12 protein-coding genes and 1 tRNA gene are annotated in these 15,095 nt (G+C 73.4%); 5 read left to right on the top strand and 8 right to left on the bottom strand.

Annotated features, from left to right (window positions below):
* The first annotated feature begins 156 nt into the window (after positions 1–156).
* Together AB0O82_RS20265 and AB0O82_RS20260 are read left to right on the top strand one after the other, a co-directional pair.
* Positions 157–232 (top strand) — tRNA-Arg (locus AB0O82_RS20265).
* Positions 233–475: 243 nt separating this feature from the next.
* The gene (locus AB0O82_RS20260) at positions 476–2,959 is read left to right on the top strand and encodes an ABC transporter permease (protein ID WP_363585365.1); all 2,484 of its coding nucleotides are present in this window, start codon (positions 476–478) and stop codon (positions 2,957–2,959) included.
* A 76-nt stretch (positions 2,960–3,035) separates the two neighbouring features.
* On the opposite strand, the gene AB0O82_RS20255 is transcribed toward AB0O82_RS20260, so the two are convergent.
* Both AB0O82_RS20255 and AB0O82_RS20250 read right to left on the bottom strand, forming a co-directional pair.
* Positions 3,036–3,908 (bottom strand): carbon-nitrogen hydrolase family protein, encoded by an 873-nt coding sequence (locus AB0O82_RS20255; RefSeq protein ID WP_363585364.1) that lies wholly within the window; start codon positions 3,906–3,908, stop codon positions 3,036–3,038.
* 73 nt (positions 3,909–3,981) lie between these two features.
* Positions 3,982–4,794: a phosphatase PAP2 family protein gene (locus AB0O82_RS20250; RefSeq protein WP_363585363.1), complete on the bottom strand. Its 813-nt coding sequence runs from the start codon at positions 4,792–4,794 to the stop codon at positions 3,982–3,984.
* Between the two features lie 441 nt (positions 4,795–5,235).
* Here AB0O82_RS20250 and AB0O82_RS20245 point away from each other — a divergent pair, with 441 nt between their 5' ends.
* Positions 5,236–6,207, top strand: a complete 972-nt coding sequence (locus AB0O82_RS20245; RefSeq protein WP_363585362.1) for a sigma-70 family RNA polymerase sigma factor — start codon at positions 5,236–5,238, stop codon at positions 6,205–6,207.
* Between the two features lie 140 nt (positions 6,208–6,347).
* A complete protein-coding gene (locus AB0O82_RS20240; protein WP_363585361.1) occupies positions 6,348–6,611 on the top strand; it encodes a hypothetical protein in 264 nt (87 codons plus the stop codon).
* Positions 6,612–6,621: 10 nt separating this feature from the next.
* Here AB0O82_RS20240 and mscL read toward each other — a convergent pair whose 3' ends face one another.
* From mscL to AB0O82_RS20215, 5 genes are all read right to left on the bottom strand, one after another.
* The gene (mscL, locus tag AB0O82_RS20235; protein ID WP_363585360.1) at positions 6,622–7,041 is read right to left on the bottom strand and encodes a large conductance mechanosensitive channel protein MscL; all 420 of its coding nucleotides are present in this window, start codon (positions 7,039–7,041) and stop codon (positions 6,622–6,624) included.
* Positions 7,042–7,071: 30 nt separating this feature from the next.
* Positions 7,072–7,344, bottom strand: coding sequence for a hypothetical protein (locus AB0O82_RS20230; RefSeq protein WP_363585359.1), 273 nt, complete (start codon positions 7,342–7,344; stop codon positions 7,072–7,074).
* 286 nt (positions 7,345–7,630) lie between these two features.
* Positions 7,631–7,963, bottom strand: coding sequence for an FmdB family zinc ribbon protein (locus AB0O82_RS20225; protein WP_350877692.1), 333 nt, complete (start codon positions 7,961–7,963; stop codon positions 7,631–7,633).
* Between the two features lie 193 nt (positions 7,964–8,156).
* Positions 8,157–9,428: an MFS transporter gene (locus AB0O82_RS20220; protein ID WP_363585408.1), complete on the bottom strand. Its 1,272-nt coding sequence runs from the start codon at positions 9,426–9,428 to the stop codon at positions 8,157–8,159.
* A 487-nt stretch (positions 9,429–9,915) separates the two neighbouring features.
* On the bottom strand, positions 9,916–11,400 hold the full coding sequence (locus AB0O82_RS20215; RefSeq protein ID WP_363585358.1) for a potassium/proton antiporter: 1,485 nt from the start codon (positions 11,398–11,400) through the stop codon (positions 9,916–9,918).
* Between the two features lie 311 nt (positions 11,401–11,711).
* Between AB0O82_RS20215 and AB0O82_RS20210 the strand changes: the two genes are divergently transcribed.
* Positions 11,712–14,423 carry a penicillin acylase family protein gene (locus AB0O82_RS20210; RefSeq protein ID WP_363585357.1) on the top strand — a complete coding sequence of 904 codons (2,712 nt, stop codon included), beginning with the start codon at positions 11,712–11,714 and terminating at the stop codon, positions 14,421–14,423.
* A 54-nt stretch (positions 14,424–14,477) separates the two neighbouring features.
* On the opposite strand, the gene AB0O82_RS20205 is transcribed toward AB0O82_RS20210, so the two are convergent.
* Positions 14,478–15,053, bottom strand: coding sequence for a 5-formyltetrahydrofolate cyclo-ligase (locus AB0O82_RS20205; protein WP_363585356.1), 576 nt, complete (start codon positions 15,051–15,053; stop codon positions 14,478–14,480).
* Between the last annotated feature and the right edge of the window lie 42 nt (positions 15,054–15,095).

Genomic DNA, 15,095 nt, shown 5'->3' with positions numbered 1-15,095 from the left:
CCGGAGGGCGGCACGTCCGGCCCCGTTCTCGGCAAGATCGCGAAGCCGCCGCCCGGGCGCCGCCCGACCCGCTACACTGAGCCGGTAGCGGCTTGCCCTCGGGCCGGCCGCCCCCGGATCCGCTTGCGGGATGCAGTCGCTCCCCGGCGGATCCTCGCCTCAGTAGCTCAGGGGATAGAGCACGGCTCTCCTAAAGCCGGTGTCGCAGGTTCGAATCCTGCCTGGGGCACCAGAGACGCGTGTGTCGCCGTAGGCCCCCCGCCCACCAGGGCGGGGGGCCTACGGCGTTTCCGGGGCCGGGCCGGGTCGGGGGCGGCGTACCTCTCGGGGAGGAGGGGGCGCGGTCGGCCGTCCGTCCTCGGAGTGATCATCGAGGAGACCTCGTGCTGACGGGCCGGGGCGGGTGCGGACCCTAGGCTCGGTGAGGCCCCTGCCAGTGCGTCGTGCCTGGTCAGGGCGGACGAGCCGGGGAGCGATGACGACGTACCGATACACCGTGGCCGAGCTGCGCGGGCAACTGCGGCAGCTGCTCCTGAGCGGGGCCGCGATCGCGCTGGGGGTGGCCTTCCTGATCGCCTCGGTCAGCGGCAGCGGGGCGCTGGTGGACTCCTTCAGCCAGACCGCGGCCGCCGAGGTCGGGCCCGGCGACGTGCAGGTGACCAGGACCGCCGCCGGCGGTGGGCTGGACGCCGCCGCCGAGCGGGCCCGGCGGACGGCCGGGGTGGCCGGGGTGGCGCCGCGACTGGTCGGCAAGGGATCGGTGCTGACGGCCGACGGGCGCCCGCTCGACCAGACCGCCGCGGTCAGCGCGGTCGCCGACGACCCGGCGCTGCGCTGGCAGTTGCTCACCGGCGGCCACTGGCCGGCCGGGCCCGGCGAGGTGCTGCTCGACGCCGACACCGCGCACCGGCTCGACGCCGCCCCCGGGGCCGAGGTGCGGCTGGCCCGGGCCGACGGCTCCGCCGCCACCGCCCGGCTGGCGGGCGTCCTGGACGGCCGGGGCGCGCCCAGCCTCGCCGGGCGCCCGATCGTCGGCGTCCCGGCCGGTGCGGTCGCCCAGTACGCGACCGGCGTCACCACCGCCCAGCTGGACGTCCGGGTCCGGCCGGACGCCTCGCGGGCCCGGACCGTCGAGGCGCTGCGCGCCGTCCTCGGCGACGGCGTCGAGGTGCGCACCCGAGACGCCTCCGTCACCGAGGCGACCCGGCAGAGCCGGACCCTCTACGGGGTGGTGCTGATCGCCGCGCTCTCCTTCGTGCTGATCGCGCTCGCGGTGGCGCGGATGGTGGTCGGCAACACCTTCACGGTGGTGCTGGCCCAGCGGACCCGCCAACTCGCCCTGCTGCGCTGCGTGGGCGCCGACCGGCGGCAGCTGCGCCGGCTGATCCGCCGCCAGGGGCTGCTGCTCGGGACGGGAGCCTCGGCGGCGGGCGTGCTGCTGGGGGTCGGCCTGTGCGCGGCGGGGACGGTGGTCGTCGGCACGCTCGACCTCGGCCCGGTGCACCTCTCGCTGGCGCCGGCCCCGCTGACCTGCGCGCTGGCCGGGCTGTTCGGCGTGCTGCTCACCCTGCTGGCCGTCCGCGGCCCGGCGAAGGCCGCGGCGGCGGTGCCGCCGGTGGCCGCGCTCGGCGGCACGCACGGGCCGGTCGGCGGGGCGGCCAAGGCCCGGGCGGCGGTGTGGACGGCGGTGCTGCTGTGCGCGGGGACGGCGCTGCTGGTGGCCGGCGCGGTGGCCCCGCCGCCGCTGTCGCTGCTCGCGGTCACCGTCGGCGCGATCGTCAGCTTCTTCGGCGTGCTGCGGCTCGCCGACCGGCTGCTGCCCGCCGTCGTCGGCGTGCTGGGCGGCCCGGCCCGGCGGCTCGGTGGGACGGCCGGGCGGCTCGCCACCCAGCAGCTGCGGCTCAACCCGGGCCGCACCGGGGCGACCGGCTCGGCGCTGCTGCTCGGCGTGACCGTGATGGTCGGCGCGGTCACCGCGCTGGAGATCACCTCCAACTCCCTGGTGCCGGCGGTGTCCGCGCGCCAGCCCGGGGTCTTCTCGGCGGTCGTCACCGGGGGCGGCGCGCTGCCCGCCGGGGCGGTCACCGCGCTCGGTGCGCAGCGCGGGCTCGCCGTCACGCCGGTCCGCTCGGCCACCGTCGAACTCGACGGCCGGCCCACCCTGGTCGCGGCCGCCGACCTGGCCCGGCTCAACCCCTCGGCGGACGGCGTCGACCAGGCCGGGGCGCTCGCCGACGGCGCCGCGCTGAGCGGTCTCGGCGGCGGCGGGGTGCGCCGGGTCGGGGGTCCGGCGGGCGGGCCCGGCACCGACCTGCGGGTCGAACCCGGACGCAGCAGCCTGCCGTTCACCCTGCAGACCGGTGCGACGCTGCTGGTGACCCCCGCGACCCTGGACCGGCTCGCCCCCGGCGCGGCCGTCACCACGGTCTGGATCAGCCCGGGCGCGGGCGAGGACCGGTCGACCGCCCGCCGGGCGCTGGACCGGGCGCTCGCCGACCACCCGGAGGTGGCCGTCACCGACACCGGCGCGCAGGTGGAGACGCTGCGGCTGCTGCTGGACCGGATGACGACCGTCAGCATGGCCCTGCTGTCCTTCTCGGTCGCCATCGCCGGGCTCGGCGTCGCGGCCACCCTGATGCTCAGCGTCAGCGAACGCGCCCGCGAGATCGGCATGCTGCGCGCCATCGGGATGTCCCGGCGGCAGCTGCGCCGGATGCTCACCCTGGAGGCGGTGCTGCTGTCGCTGGCCGGGGCGTTGGTCGGCACCGGACTGGGCGTCGGCTACGGCTGGGCGGCCGCGCGTTCGCTCACCTCCACGGTGGGGACGGTCGGCGGCCCGCCGGTGGTGCTGGTGCTGGCCGCGCTCGGGCTGACCGTCCTGACCGGGCTCGCCGCCGCCGTCCTGCCAGCCCGTCGGGTCGGCCGGATGACCGTGGTGGACGCGATGCGGACCGCCTGACCGGCCAGCGCACCCGGCTCGGAGCGGCCGGGCCACCCCGCCTGCCCGGAGCGGCCGGGCACGGAGGTCGACCGGCTCAGGCCAGGGTGAAGAGGGCGCGCGGGGCGGCCGGGCGGGCGCCGGCGACGGCCAGGTCGGCGAGCATGGTCTCGGTCTCCCGGGCGGCGCGCAGGACGGCCGGGTCGAGGTCGACGACCACCAGTTCGCGCCGGTCCTCGCCCGCCTCGGCGAGCAGCCGGCCGTCCGGGGCCCACACCGCGCTGCCGCCGCAGGTGTGCCAACCGCCGGTGTGGCCGATGTGGTTGGCGAGCACCGTGTAGAGGGTGTTGTCGAGCGCGCGGGCGGGGAACCAGGTGCGGGACTCGTGGTGGCCGTGGCCGACGCTGAACAGCGCGCCGACCAGGTAGGCGTGGCAGCCGTCGAGTGCGGCGGCGCGGGCGTGCTCGGGGAAGCCCGAGTCGTAGCAGACGCCGAGGCCGAGCCGCCAGCCGTCCAGCTCCAGGGTGCAACCGGCCGCCCCGGGGCGGTAGTAGTCGCGTTCGGTCTTGAACAGGTGCTGCTTGTCGTAGCGGGTGACGAGGCCGCCGTCCGGGCCGAGGACGAAGGCGGAGACCCGCAGCTCGTCGCCCATCTGCGCGGCGGCGCCGACGATCGCGGCGGTGCCGGTCTCGCGGCAGGCCTCGGCGATCGGCGCGAGGCGCGGATCGCCGGGCTGGACGGCGCACTTGAGCGGGTCGGTGCGGATCAGCTCGGGCTCGTAGCCGGAGAGGAACTTCTCGGCGAACAGCACCAGGCGGGCGCCGGCCGCGGCGGCCTCGCGGATCAACTCGGCGGCCTGGGCGGCGTTGGCGGGTATGTCGCCGGCCACGGCCTGGGCCTGGACGGTGGCGATCCGCAGCGGGCGCTCGGGGTGACGGACGGCGGCGGTGGGGACCGGGTCGGGGGACATGGCCGTCACGCTAGCGGACGGCTTCGGGCAGCCCCGGACGGCTTCGGACGGCCGCGCGTGGATGCCGACGGCCTCAGTGGACGGCCCCGTCCGGGTGGTCGGTGGCGGCGTCGCCCAGCGGGTCGGTGCCGCGCGGCGACCGGACCGACGGCACGGTGATCCGCTGGACCCTCGGCCGGGTACGCCAGTTGACCCGCCGTACGTCGCGGGCGAGCGCGCCCGGTCGCCAGAGTTCGACGACGGCCGTCACGGCGCCCAGCACGAATCCGGCGGCCAGCCAGCCGGCGACCACGTCGCTCGGCCAGTGGACCCCGAGGGCGATCCTGGTCCAGCCGATGGTCAGCACCGTCGCCGCCGCCACCGCGCAGGCGGCGATCCGCCCGCGTCGACGGACCCGGTACCAGACCAGGCCGACCAGCACCGCGCAGGTGATCGCCGAGGCCATGGCGTGCCCGGAGGGGAAGGCCGGGCCGCCGGCGTGCGAGACCGGGTCGGCGAAGGAGGGCCGTTGGCGGTCGACGGCCAGCTTCAGCGCCCACTGGCCGCCCCAGCCGACCAGGGTCTGGGCGGCCACCCAGCCGGCCAGGACCCGGGCGCCGATCAGCCACAGCCAGACGGCCGCGATGCCGAGCAGGGTGCGCATCGTGACCGTGCCGCCGATGTCGGAGAGCGTCTGCACCGAGGCGGTCCAGATCCGGTGCCGCCGGGCGAAGGTGTGCAGTTCGCCGATCCAGCTCTGGTCGAGCTGTTCCAGCGGATGCCAGTGTCGGGTCACCAGGGCGGCCAGGAGGCCGAACAGCGCGGCACAGACCACCGCGAGCGCCGAATCCCGCAAGAGGCGGCGGTGACGCGCAGTGACGGCGGTCGAGCTGTTGGTCAGGTGCATGGCTGACACCTTCCCAGTGTCCCGGGGCGATCAGGACCACGGGTGATAGCGATTCGGCATCGTTTGTGGGGAGAACCTGCGTGCGCCGGGGAGCGGGCGCCGGCGGAAGGCGGGGGCGCGCGGGAACGCGCGTGCCCGTTCGGGGGTTTCACCCTGTATGGCGGCCGGTGGGGCGGCGGGCGCGTGTGCGGGGCGTGACGGAAGCGTTCGGAAGCGGTAGTGGAAACGACACCGTAGGTGTTCGTCCGGTCACCCGGTGTCCATGGCCGGGGTGAAAACCAGCAGGGTACTGCATCGCGGGGAAGAATCTGAGTGACTTGGGAATGTTGTCCGGATTCTGTTCGTTGGATCGTTACGTGTGAGCCCCGGCGGGGCCCGCACTTCTTGCCCTCTCGGGGGGCAGGCAGGCAGACCTCGGCAATTCCAGCAAAGGGAGCAAGCATGGCCACCCGTGCCGTCGTTCGCGACAGGGCCGACCGGACTCGCGCGGCCCGCCCGACCAACCTTGAGGCCGACCGCGACCTGGTCGGTATGTACCTCGACGAGATCGCCAGGACACCCCTGCTCGATGCCGCCGAGGAGGTCGAGCTCTCACTGCGGATCGAGGCCGGCGTGTACGCCCAGCACCTGCTGGAGGAGGGCGTGTTCCCCGAGGGCGTGAAGCGCGAGGAACTGGAGGCGATAGCCGAGGACGCCGAGCGCGCCAAGGACGTCTTCATCCGCTCCAACCTCCGGCTCGTGGTGGCGGTCGCCCGCCGGTACCCGCGCAGTGGCCTTCCGCTGCTGGACCTCATCCAGGAGGGCAACGCCGGCCTGGTGCGCGCCGTCGAGAAGTTCGACTACGCCAAGGGCTTCAAGTTCTCCACCTACGCCACCTGGTGGATCCGGCAGGCGATCACCCGGTCGATCGCCGACCAGTCCCGCACCATCCGGCTGCCCGTGCACCTGGTCGAGGAGCTGGGGCGGATCCGGCGGGTGCAGCGGGAGAAGTCGAAGGAGCTGGGCCGCGAGGCCGAGCCGGCCGAGATCGCGGCCGAGCTGGACACCACCGAGGCCCGGATCAAGGACGTGCTGGACTGGGCCCGCGACCCGGTCAGCCTCAACATGGCGGTCGACGACGAGGGCGAGACCCAGTTCGGCGACCTGGTCGAGGACACCGGGGCGACGTCCCCCGAGGACGCCGTGATGGTGATGCTCCGCCGCGAGGAGCTGGACGGCCTGATCGGGCGGCTGGACGACCGCACGGCCTCGATCATCCGCTCCCGCTACGGGATGGAGGACGGCCGCGAGCGCACCCTCACCGAGGTGGGCAAGCAGCACGGCCTCACCCGCGAGCGGATCCGCCAGATCGAGAAGCACGCGCTGGCCGAGCTGAAGAAGATCGCCGACCACGCGGGCTTCGAGGCCGCCTGAGAACCCGAGCCAACTGCCTGCGGCTCCATCCCGCCCCGGGCCCTGGTGCGGAGCGCTCCGCACCAGGGCCCGGGGTGTGTCGCGGGGCTCTTAGGCTGGAGGGACGGGACGATCCGGACGGCAGTCGACGGGAAGCGGAAGTGAGCAGGGTGAGCGAGCAGGGGCAGGCGCGGGAGCCGGAGCAGGGGCAGGGGCAGGGGCAGGGGCAGGGACAGGGTGAGCAGCAGGGGCGGGAGGAGCGGCCGGCGGCGCCGAAGGCCCGGCTGGTCTTCCGGGACCCGCTGGACCAGCAGTCCCGGGACGACACCGACACCGGCTGGGGTGAGCGCCCCGGGGCGGGGGAGAGCGGTGGGCGGGGGCTGGACTGGTACCTGAGCCAGCGCCCGCCGCACCACGGGGACTGAGGAGCGGTGCTCAGCGCTGCGGGGCGATCAGCGCGTCGCGGATCTCGGTGAGCAGTTGGACCTCCTTGGCCTCGGCCTCCGCCGCCGTCTCGGCGGTGCTCTTCCGCCTGGCGGCCAGCCTGTTCATGGGCACGATCAGGACGAAGTAGACGACGGCCGCCGTGATCAGGAACTGCAGCAGGGCGCTGAGCACCGATCCCCACAGGATGAGGATCCCGGACGTGACCTCGCCGGTGGCGTTCAGCTCGCAGGGGCCCTTGAGGCAGGAACTGTAGGACGCCAGGTCCTTCGTTCCGAAGACGCCGACGATCGGATTGATGACGCCCTTGACGAAGGCGTTGACGATGTTGGTGAAGGCCGCGCCGATGACGACGGCGACGGCGAATTCGACGACGTTTCCACGCAGCAGGAATTGCTTGAAGCCTTTCATGCCGCCGTGAACGACGAAGTCGTTGCCCGGTTACGGGTGATCTTCCGTTGGGCCGGATTGACAACCCGTCCGGCCCACCGGGCCGCCCGGCGGCGCCGGCAGCCCGGCCCGCGCGGGCCCGACCGCGAGCGCCGCGGCCACCGCGAGCAGCACCAGCGCGGGCACCCCGGCCCGGTGCCGTACGGCGTGCCGCCAGCGGTGCCACCCGCCGGCCCCGCGCCGGATCGGCGGGAAGCGCGGTACCTCCCGCCGGGGCGGTACGGCGGGTGCGGGCAGCGGTACGGAGAGGCTCATGGTCGTCATGGTCACCACCGAGATCGTGGGGGCCGCTCCTGTGCGGGCCGGTCGTTCTCCGGCGACCCCTACGATGTGCGCCGCGCGCCGCCCCGGAAAGCCCTTCTCCGCAGCCTGTGGACAACTCGGGCCCTGTGGACGAATTCGTACACCCGCACGAGTGCATCCGGCCCGCCCGGGATGACGAACCGGGGCGACGAGTGGTGACGGCGAACCGGGACGACGAAGGCCCGCCGCCCCGCGAAGAACGCGGGGTGGCGGGCCTTGTCGATGCGCTGGGCGTCCGGCGCCGAGGTCAGCTCGCGGCCGGAGCCGGGCTGGAGGAGCTGGAAGAGCTCGAAGAACCGGAGGACGAGGACGTCGATGACGTCGAGGACGACGCCGGGGTCGAGCCGGACGACGACGCCGAGGAGCTACCGGAGGAGCCTGCGCCCACCGTGCTGCTGGAGGACGAACGGCTGTCGGTGCGGTAGAAGCCCGAGCCCTTGAACACGACGCCCACGGCCGAGAAGACCTTGCGGAGCCGTCCCTGGCAGTCGGGGCACGTGGTCAGCGCCTCGTCGGTGAACTTCTGCACCGCCTCCAGGCCGTTGCCGCACTCGGTGCACTGGTACTGGTACGTGGGCACTTGTCTTCCTCCTGGCACTCTCGCCTGATGAGTGCTAACGATGGTCAATGATGCGGCATTCCGCTGGATCAGTCCAGCGACTCCGATGTGAGATGAGCCGTGGCCGAGCCGCGCACGCTCTTCCACCGCGGCTCCGCGCCGCCCCCACCGCGCGCCGCCCACGGCTTCGCGCGGTGCGCCACCGCGTGCCCGCTCAGCCCTTGGCCGCGCCCACCAACTGCGGCGCGGCGCCGCGCTCCGGTGCGGCCGCGACCACCTGGCCCGGCGCGGTCAGCAGGTGCCGCAGCGACACCAGCGCGATCAGGCCCAGGCCGGCGCCGGCCACCGGCACCAGGAACCCGCTGGACGGCCCGTGGCCGTCGATCAGCTGCCCGGCGATCATCTGGCCGACCGCCAGGCCGAGGCCGATGGCGCCGGTCAGCCAGGTGAACGCCTCGGTCTTGGCGCCGTCCGCGACGAGCGTCTCGACCAGGGTGTAGCCGCTGATCAGGGTCGGCGCGATGGCCAGGCCGCAGACCAGTCCGGCGACGGCGAGCGCGATCAGGTTGGGCATCGCCCACAGCGTCGAGCAGCCCAGCACGAGCAGGGCGTAGCTCATGATCATCCGCTGCTGCACGGCCCGCCGCCAGGCGATCACGCCGTACAGCACGCCGGCCACCATCGAGCCGCCGGCGAAGATCCCGTACACGGTGCCGGCGGCGGCGTGCTGCCCGACCGAGTCGGCGAAGGCGTTCACCGAGACCTGCATGCCGCCGAACACGGCGCCCACCCCGAGGAAGGCCCCGGCCAGCAGCCGGACGCCGGGGGAGGCGAGTGCGGAGGCGCGCTGCACGCCGGGCTGGGGCACCGCCCGGGCGGGCGCGGTGCGCCGCTGGGCGGCGAAGGCCAGGCCGCCGACGAGGGTCAGCGTGGCCTCGGCGATCAGCCCGGCCGAGGGGCTGACCGTGGTGGCGACGGCGGTGGCCAGGATCGGGCCGATCACGAAGGTGAACTCGTCCGTCACGGACTCGAAGGCGAACGCGGTGCCCACCTTGGCCGCGGACGAGGCGGACGCGCCGTCCGCGGTGAACTCGGCGATCCAGCGGGACCGGACCATGGCGCCGATCTGCGGAACGCTCGCGCCGGCCGGGACGGCGGCCAGGAACAGGCTCCAGGCCGGTGCGTGGCCGAGCGCCAGCGCGATCAGCGCGCCGACCGAGGCCGCGTGCACCACGACGGTCGGGACGAGGACGGCGGTCTGGCCGTACCGGTCGGCGAGCCGGCCGGTCTGCGGGCCGATCAGGGCCTGGGCGACGGCGGCGACGGCCGCGACGGTGCTCGCGGTGCCGTACGAGCCGTGGGTGTCCTTGACGAGCAGCAGGATGCCCATGCTGAGCATCGCGTACGGCAGCCGCGCGAGGAACGCCGGTGCCAGGAACGTCCAGGCGCCGGGCGTGCGCAGCAGCGCGCCGTACCCGACCCGCACGGGGGCGGGGGCGCCGGCGGCATCGGCGGTGCCGTCGGCAGGGGTGGCGTTGGCGGTGTCACGCGGGGTCGCGGTGTCCGCGGGGTCGTCGACCGTTCGGCGGGCCGTCACGGTCGGTCCTTCCTGCTGCCTGGTAGCGCGGCAGGGCATGGGGTGGCCCCGACGGCGCCGAGAGTCGTCCTCTCGCGCGTCGACCGGGGTAGATACCGGGCCGGCCCGGCGTGGTGGCCGAGGTCCGGACCGCGGCCGCCGAACGGTCGCGCCAACTCTGCTTCAGGCAGATGCTGGGTGTGATCTGACCATCATACATATACGCGCGTAGATGTCGCGCGAATCCCCAGACTACAAGGCCCGTCCAAAATTGTCCTGCCCATCGAAGGTGAACAGCTGGTGAGGCCTTCCGGTCTTCCGGCCTTGCGGTCGCCACCCGCCGCCCACTTGCCCGGCTCAGCGCCCGACGGCGGGTCCCACCGCCCGACGGCGGGTCTCACCGCCCGTTCAGCCACCCCGCGAGCTTGCCGCCCTTGTCCACGGCCCGCAGCCGCCGTTCGGCCGCCTCGCCGACCTCGTCGGTGGTGACCACCAGCAGCTCGTCCCCGCCGCGCAGCACCGTCGCCTTGTCCGGCACGAAGGAGCTGCCCTCCCGCACCACCAGGGTGACGGCGGCCCCCTTGGGCAGCCGCAGCTCGCTGACCTCCACGCCGGACATCCGGGAGCCGGGGGAGAGCGCGACCGACAGCAGGTGCCCGTGCAGCTTCTCCAGCGGGGCGGACTCGATGTCCAGGTCCTGGCCCATCGAGCCCTCGCCGATCCGCAGCTGCTTGGCCACCCAGGGCAGGGTCGGGCCCTGGAGCAGGGTGAAGACGACGACCAGGATGAAGACGATGTTGAAGACGTCCTGGGCCTTCGGCGCGCCCGACACCAGCGGGATGGTCGCCAGCACGATGGGCACCGCCCCGCGCAGCCCGGCCCAGCTGAGCAGCGCCTGCTCCCGGCCCGGAACCTTGAACGGTGTCAGCGTCAGCACCACGGACAGCGGCCGGGCCAGGAAGACCAGCACGCCGCCGATCACCAGCGCGGGGACCACCGCGGAGCCCATGGTCTCGGGCGTGCAGAGCAGGCCGAGCAGCACGAACATGCCGATCTGCCCGATCCAGGCCAGGCCGTCGGCGAAGCCCCGGACGGCCGGGCCGTGCGGCAGCTTGGCGTTGCCGAGGATCACCGCGCAGATGTAGACGGCGAGGAAGCCGGAGCCGTGCAGCAGCGCGCCGCCCGCGTAGGCGAGCACGGTCAGCGCCATCACCGCGATCGGGTACAGGCCGGAGGAGGGCAGCGCGACGTGCTTGATCCCGTACGCGCCGAGCTTGCCGACCGCGAAGCCGACCGCCGCGCCGATCGCCAGCTCGGCGATGATCGTGCCGACCAGGACGTACCAGGAGTCCAGCTCGCCGGTGGTGGCGAAGGCGACGACCAGGATGACCACGGGCGCGTCGTTGAAGCCGGACTCGGCCTCCAGCAGGCCGGTGAGCCGGTGCGGCAGCGGGACCATGCGCAGGACGGAGAAGACGGCGGCGGCGTCGGTGGAGGAGACGATCGCGCCGAGCAGCATCGAGGTCCGCCAGTCCAGGCCGACCAGCCAGTGCGCGCCGGCCGCGGTGACGAACACGCTGACCCCGACGCCGACGGTGGCGAGCACGGTGGCGGCCGGCATCACGGGTCTGACCTCGCGCCAGCTGGTCTTGAGGCCGCCCTCGGCGAGGATCACCACGAGCGCCGCGTAGCCGAGCACCTGGGTCAGCTCGGCGTTGTTGAAGGAGACGCCGATGCCGTTCTGGCCCAGGGCGACGCCGATCCCGAGGTAGATCAGCAGGCTCGGTAGCCCTGAGCGGGTGGATATCCGCACGGCGACCACCGCGACCAGCAGGATCACGGAGAACTCGAGGAGGAGCTGGTTCAGGTGGTCGATGTTCACGCAGTGGCACCTCGTGCAGGCAGGGGCGGGCGGGGTGTCTGGTGGTGCTGGAGGGCGCGACCCGTTAAGAAGGCGTCAATGCTCCTGTTGCGGATCGTTACTCAGTCTAACATTTTGCCATATCTTTAGTTTCTTTTCCTCCTCGGGCCCCCAACCGCCGCTTCCGGGCCTCCTCGTTGACCTCCTCCGATCCCACGGTGAGCGTCCCCCGTGCACGCCGCTCGGCCGACTCGGCCTAATGTGGTGCCCTGTCACGGCCCCCGGCCCTGGACACGCCCGCCCGCCCCGAAGTCAGGACCGCAAGGACCCAGATGCCCCGCTCGAAGAAGTTCCGGCGCGCCCGTCTGATCGTGATCGTGCTGGTCGTGCTGCTGGTGGCCGGCGTCGGCTACGGCGGCTACCGCGGGGTCACCGCGGTCCGCGCGTCCTTCCCGGAGGTCGACGGCACCGTCAAGGTGGCGGGCATGAGCGCGCCGGTCGACGTCAAGCGGGACGCCAACGGCATCCCGCAGCTCTACGCCGACACCAACGAGGACCTCTTCCGCGCCCAGGGCTACGTCCAGGCGCAGGACCGCTTCTGGGAGATGGACGTCCGGCGGCACATCACCGCCGGCCGGCTGTCCGAGATGTTCGGCGACGGCCAGGTCGACACCGACGCCTTCATCCGGACCATGGGCTGGCGGCAGGTGGCGCAGAAGGAGTTCGACACCAAGCTGTCGGCCGACACCAAGAAGAACCTCCAGGCCTACGCGGACGGCGTGAACGCCTGGCTCGCCGAGCACCCCGGCGGCGAGAAGGCCTCTCTGGAGTACGCCCTGCTCGGCGCCGTCAACGGCGACTACCAGCCCGAGCAGTGGAGCCCGGTCGACTCGGTGGCCTGGCTCAAGGCGATGGCCTGGAACCTCTCCGGGAACCTCCAGGAGGAGATCGACCGCTCGCTGCTGGCCCAGGACTTCGGTCCGGACAAGATCGCCGAGCTGTACCCCGACTACCCGTACACCCGCAACGGCACGATCGTGAAGACCGGCACGGTGGCCGGCGACAACTACCGCCCCGCCGACGGCTCGCCCCCGTCCGGCGGCGGCACCGCCACCACCCAGGGCGCGGCCACCACCAAGGCGCTGCTCCAGGGCCTCACCGACCGGATCGACGGCATGCCGCAGCTGCTCGGCCGCCCCGGCCAGGGCATCGGCTCCAACTCCTGGGTCGTCGCCGGCACCCACACCACCACCGGCAAGCCGCTGCTGGCCAACGACCCGCACCTCGGCCCCGGCCTGCCCTCCGTCTGGTACCAGATGGGCCTGCACTGCCGCACTAGCTCGCCGGCCTGCCAGTACGACGTCTCCGGCTTCAGCTTCGCCGGCATGCCCGGCGTGATAATCGGCCACAACAAGGACGTCGCCTGGGGCTTCACCAACCTCGGCGCCGACGTGACCGACCTCTACCTGGAGAAGGTCACCGGCCCGGACACCTACCAGGTCGACGGCAAGGACGTGAAGTTCGACCTCCGCAAGGAGACCATCAAGGTCGCCGGCGGCGACGACCGCACGATCACCGTCCGCACCACCCAGACCGGCGCCCCGCTCATCTCCGACCAGAGCACCGAGCAGCAGAACGTCGGCAAGTACGCCCCCAACGGCAGCGCCGCCCCCGACCGCGGCACCGGCGGCTACGGCGTCGCCCTGCAGTGGACGGCGCTGAACCCCGGCAAGACCATGGACGCGGTGTTCGAGCTGGACCGGGCCCGCAACTGGGACGAGTTCCGGGCCGCCGCCAAGGACTTCGCCGTCCCCGCGCAGAACCTGGTCTACGCCGACGCCAAGCACATCGGCTACCAGGCCCCCGGCGACATCCCGGTCCGCGGCAAGGGCGACGGCACCTACCCGGCCCCGGGTTGGGACTCCACGTACCAGTGGAAGGGCTCGATCCCCTTCACCGCCCTGCCGTACAGCCTGGACCCGTCCGCGGGCTACATCGTCACCGCGAACCAGGCCGTGGTGGACCCGAGCTACAAGTACTCGCTCACCAAGGACTGGGAGTACGGCACCCGGGCCAAGGAGATCACCGACCAGATCGAGGGCCTGCTCAAGAACAACGGCAAGATCTCGCCGGACGACATGCAGACCATGCAGCTGGACAACACCAGCATCATGGCCAAGACGCTCGTCCCGCTGCTGCTCAAGCAGCAGATCGACGACCCGTACGTGCGTGAGGCGCAGGACCTGCTGAAGGACTGGAACTACCACCAGGACGCCGACTCGGCCGCCGCCGCCTACTACAACGGCGTCTGGCGCCAGCTGCTCAGCCTCGCCTTCGGCCAGAAGTTCCCGGCCGACCTGCGGGCCAAGGGCAACTGCCTGCTGGTCCGCCAGCAGGACGACCCGACCAGGCCGGACAGCTCCAGCAAGATCGTCACCGAGTGCGGCACCCGCGACCCGGGCAAGGCCCAGCCGGACGGCGGCGACCGCTGGACCGAGGTGGTCCGGCAGCAGCTGGACAAGCCGGACAGCTCCTGGTGGACGTACATCGACTCCCAGCACAAGGAGCAGAAGGGCCTGGACAACCTGCTCAAGGAGGCGATGAAGGACGCCCGGCAGGACCTCACCTCGCTGCTCAGCAAGGACATCTCCACCTGGAGCTGGGGCCGCCTGCACAAGCTGACCCTGCGCGAGCAGACCCTCGGCACCGACGACTCCTCGATCGCCTCCGGCGCGGTCCACCGGCTGCTCAACCGCGGCCCGTACCGGCTCTCCGGCGGCTCGGCGGCCGTCGACGCGGCCGGCTGGAACGCGGCGGCCGGCTACCAGGTGGACTGGATCCCGTCGATGCGGATGGTGATCGACCTGAGTGACCTCGACTCCTCGCGGTGGATCAACGTCGGCGGCGCCTCCGGCCACGCCTTCCACGACAACTACAACGACCAGACCGACCTCTGGCTCAAGGGCAAGCTGCTGACCTGGGCCTACACGCCGGACGCGGTCGAGAAGGCCACCAAGCACAAGCTGGTGCTCACCAACGGCTGACCCCGCACGACCCCGGCGGCCCCGCTCCCTCCCCGGAGCGGGGCCGCCGCCGTCTCACCCCAGCCTCCGCAGCCCGGCGGGCGTGACCGCCAGGTCCACCGGGCGGTCGTGCGGTTCGGCCGGCACCTCGTCCAGCAGCTCGTGCTCGTAGAGCAGAACCGCCAGCACCGGCCGCGCGCCCGCCCGCCCCAGCCGGGCCAGCACCCGGTCGTAGCTGCCGCCGCCGCGGCCCAGCCGCAGCCCCCGCCGGTCCACCGCCAGGCCCGGCAGCAGCACCACGGAGGCCTCCGTGACCGCCTCCGGGCCGAGCCGAGGGCCGACCGGCTCCAGCAGCCCGCGTCCGGCCGGGGCCAGCTCCTGCGGGCCCCGGTAGGCGGCCCAGTCCAGGTCGTTGTCGGGCAGCAGTACCGGCAGCAGCACCCGTACCCCGCGCGCCCGCAGCGCGTCCAGCAACGGCCTGGTCCCGGGCTCGGCGCCCACCGACACGTACGCGGCCACGGTGGCACCCGGCGCCGCCAGCTCCCCGGCGTGCCCGGCCAGCGCGAGCGCGGCCTCCGCGCGCCCCTCGGCGGAGAGCGCGCGGCGCCGGGTCAACAGCCGTGTCCTCAGATCGCTCTTCTCGTTGTGCATCGGATCCTCCGCAACTCTGTGCCGTCGAGCCGTGCCGCCGAC

Source organism: Kitasatospora sp. NPDC088264, assembly GCF_040685715.1.
In the GTDB taxonomy this organism is placed as follows: Bacteria; Actinomycetota; Actinomycetes; order Streptomycetales; family Streptomycetaceae; genus Kitasatospora.
This window is presented reverse-complemented; position numbering and strand designations above follow the sequence as displayed.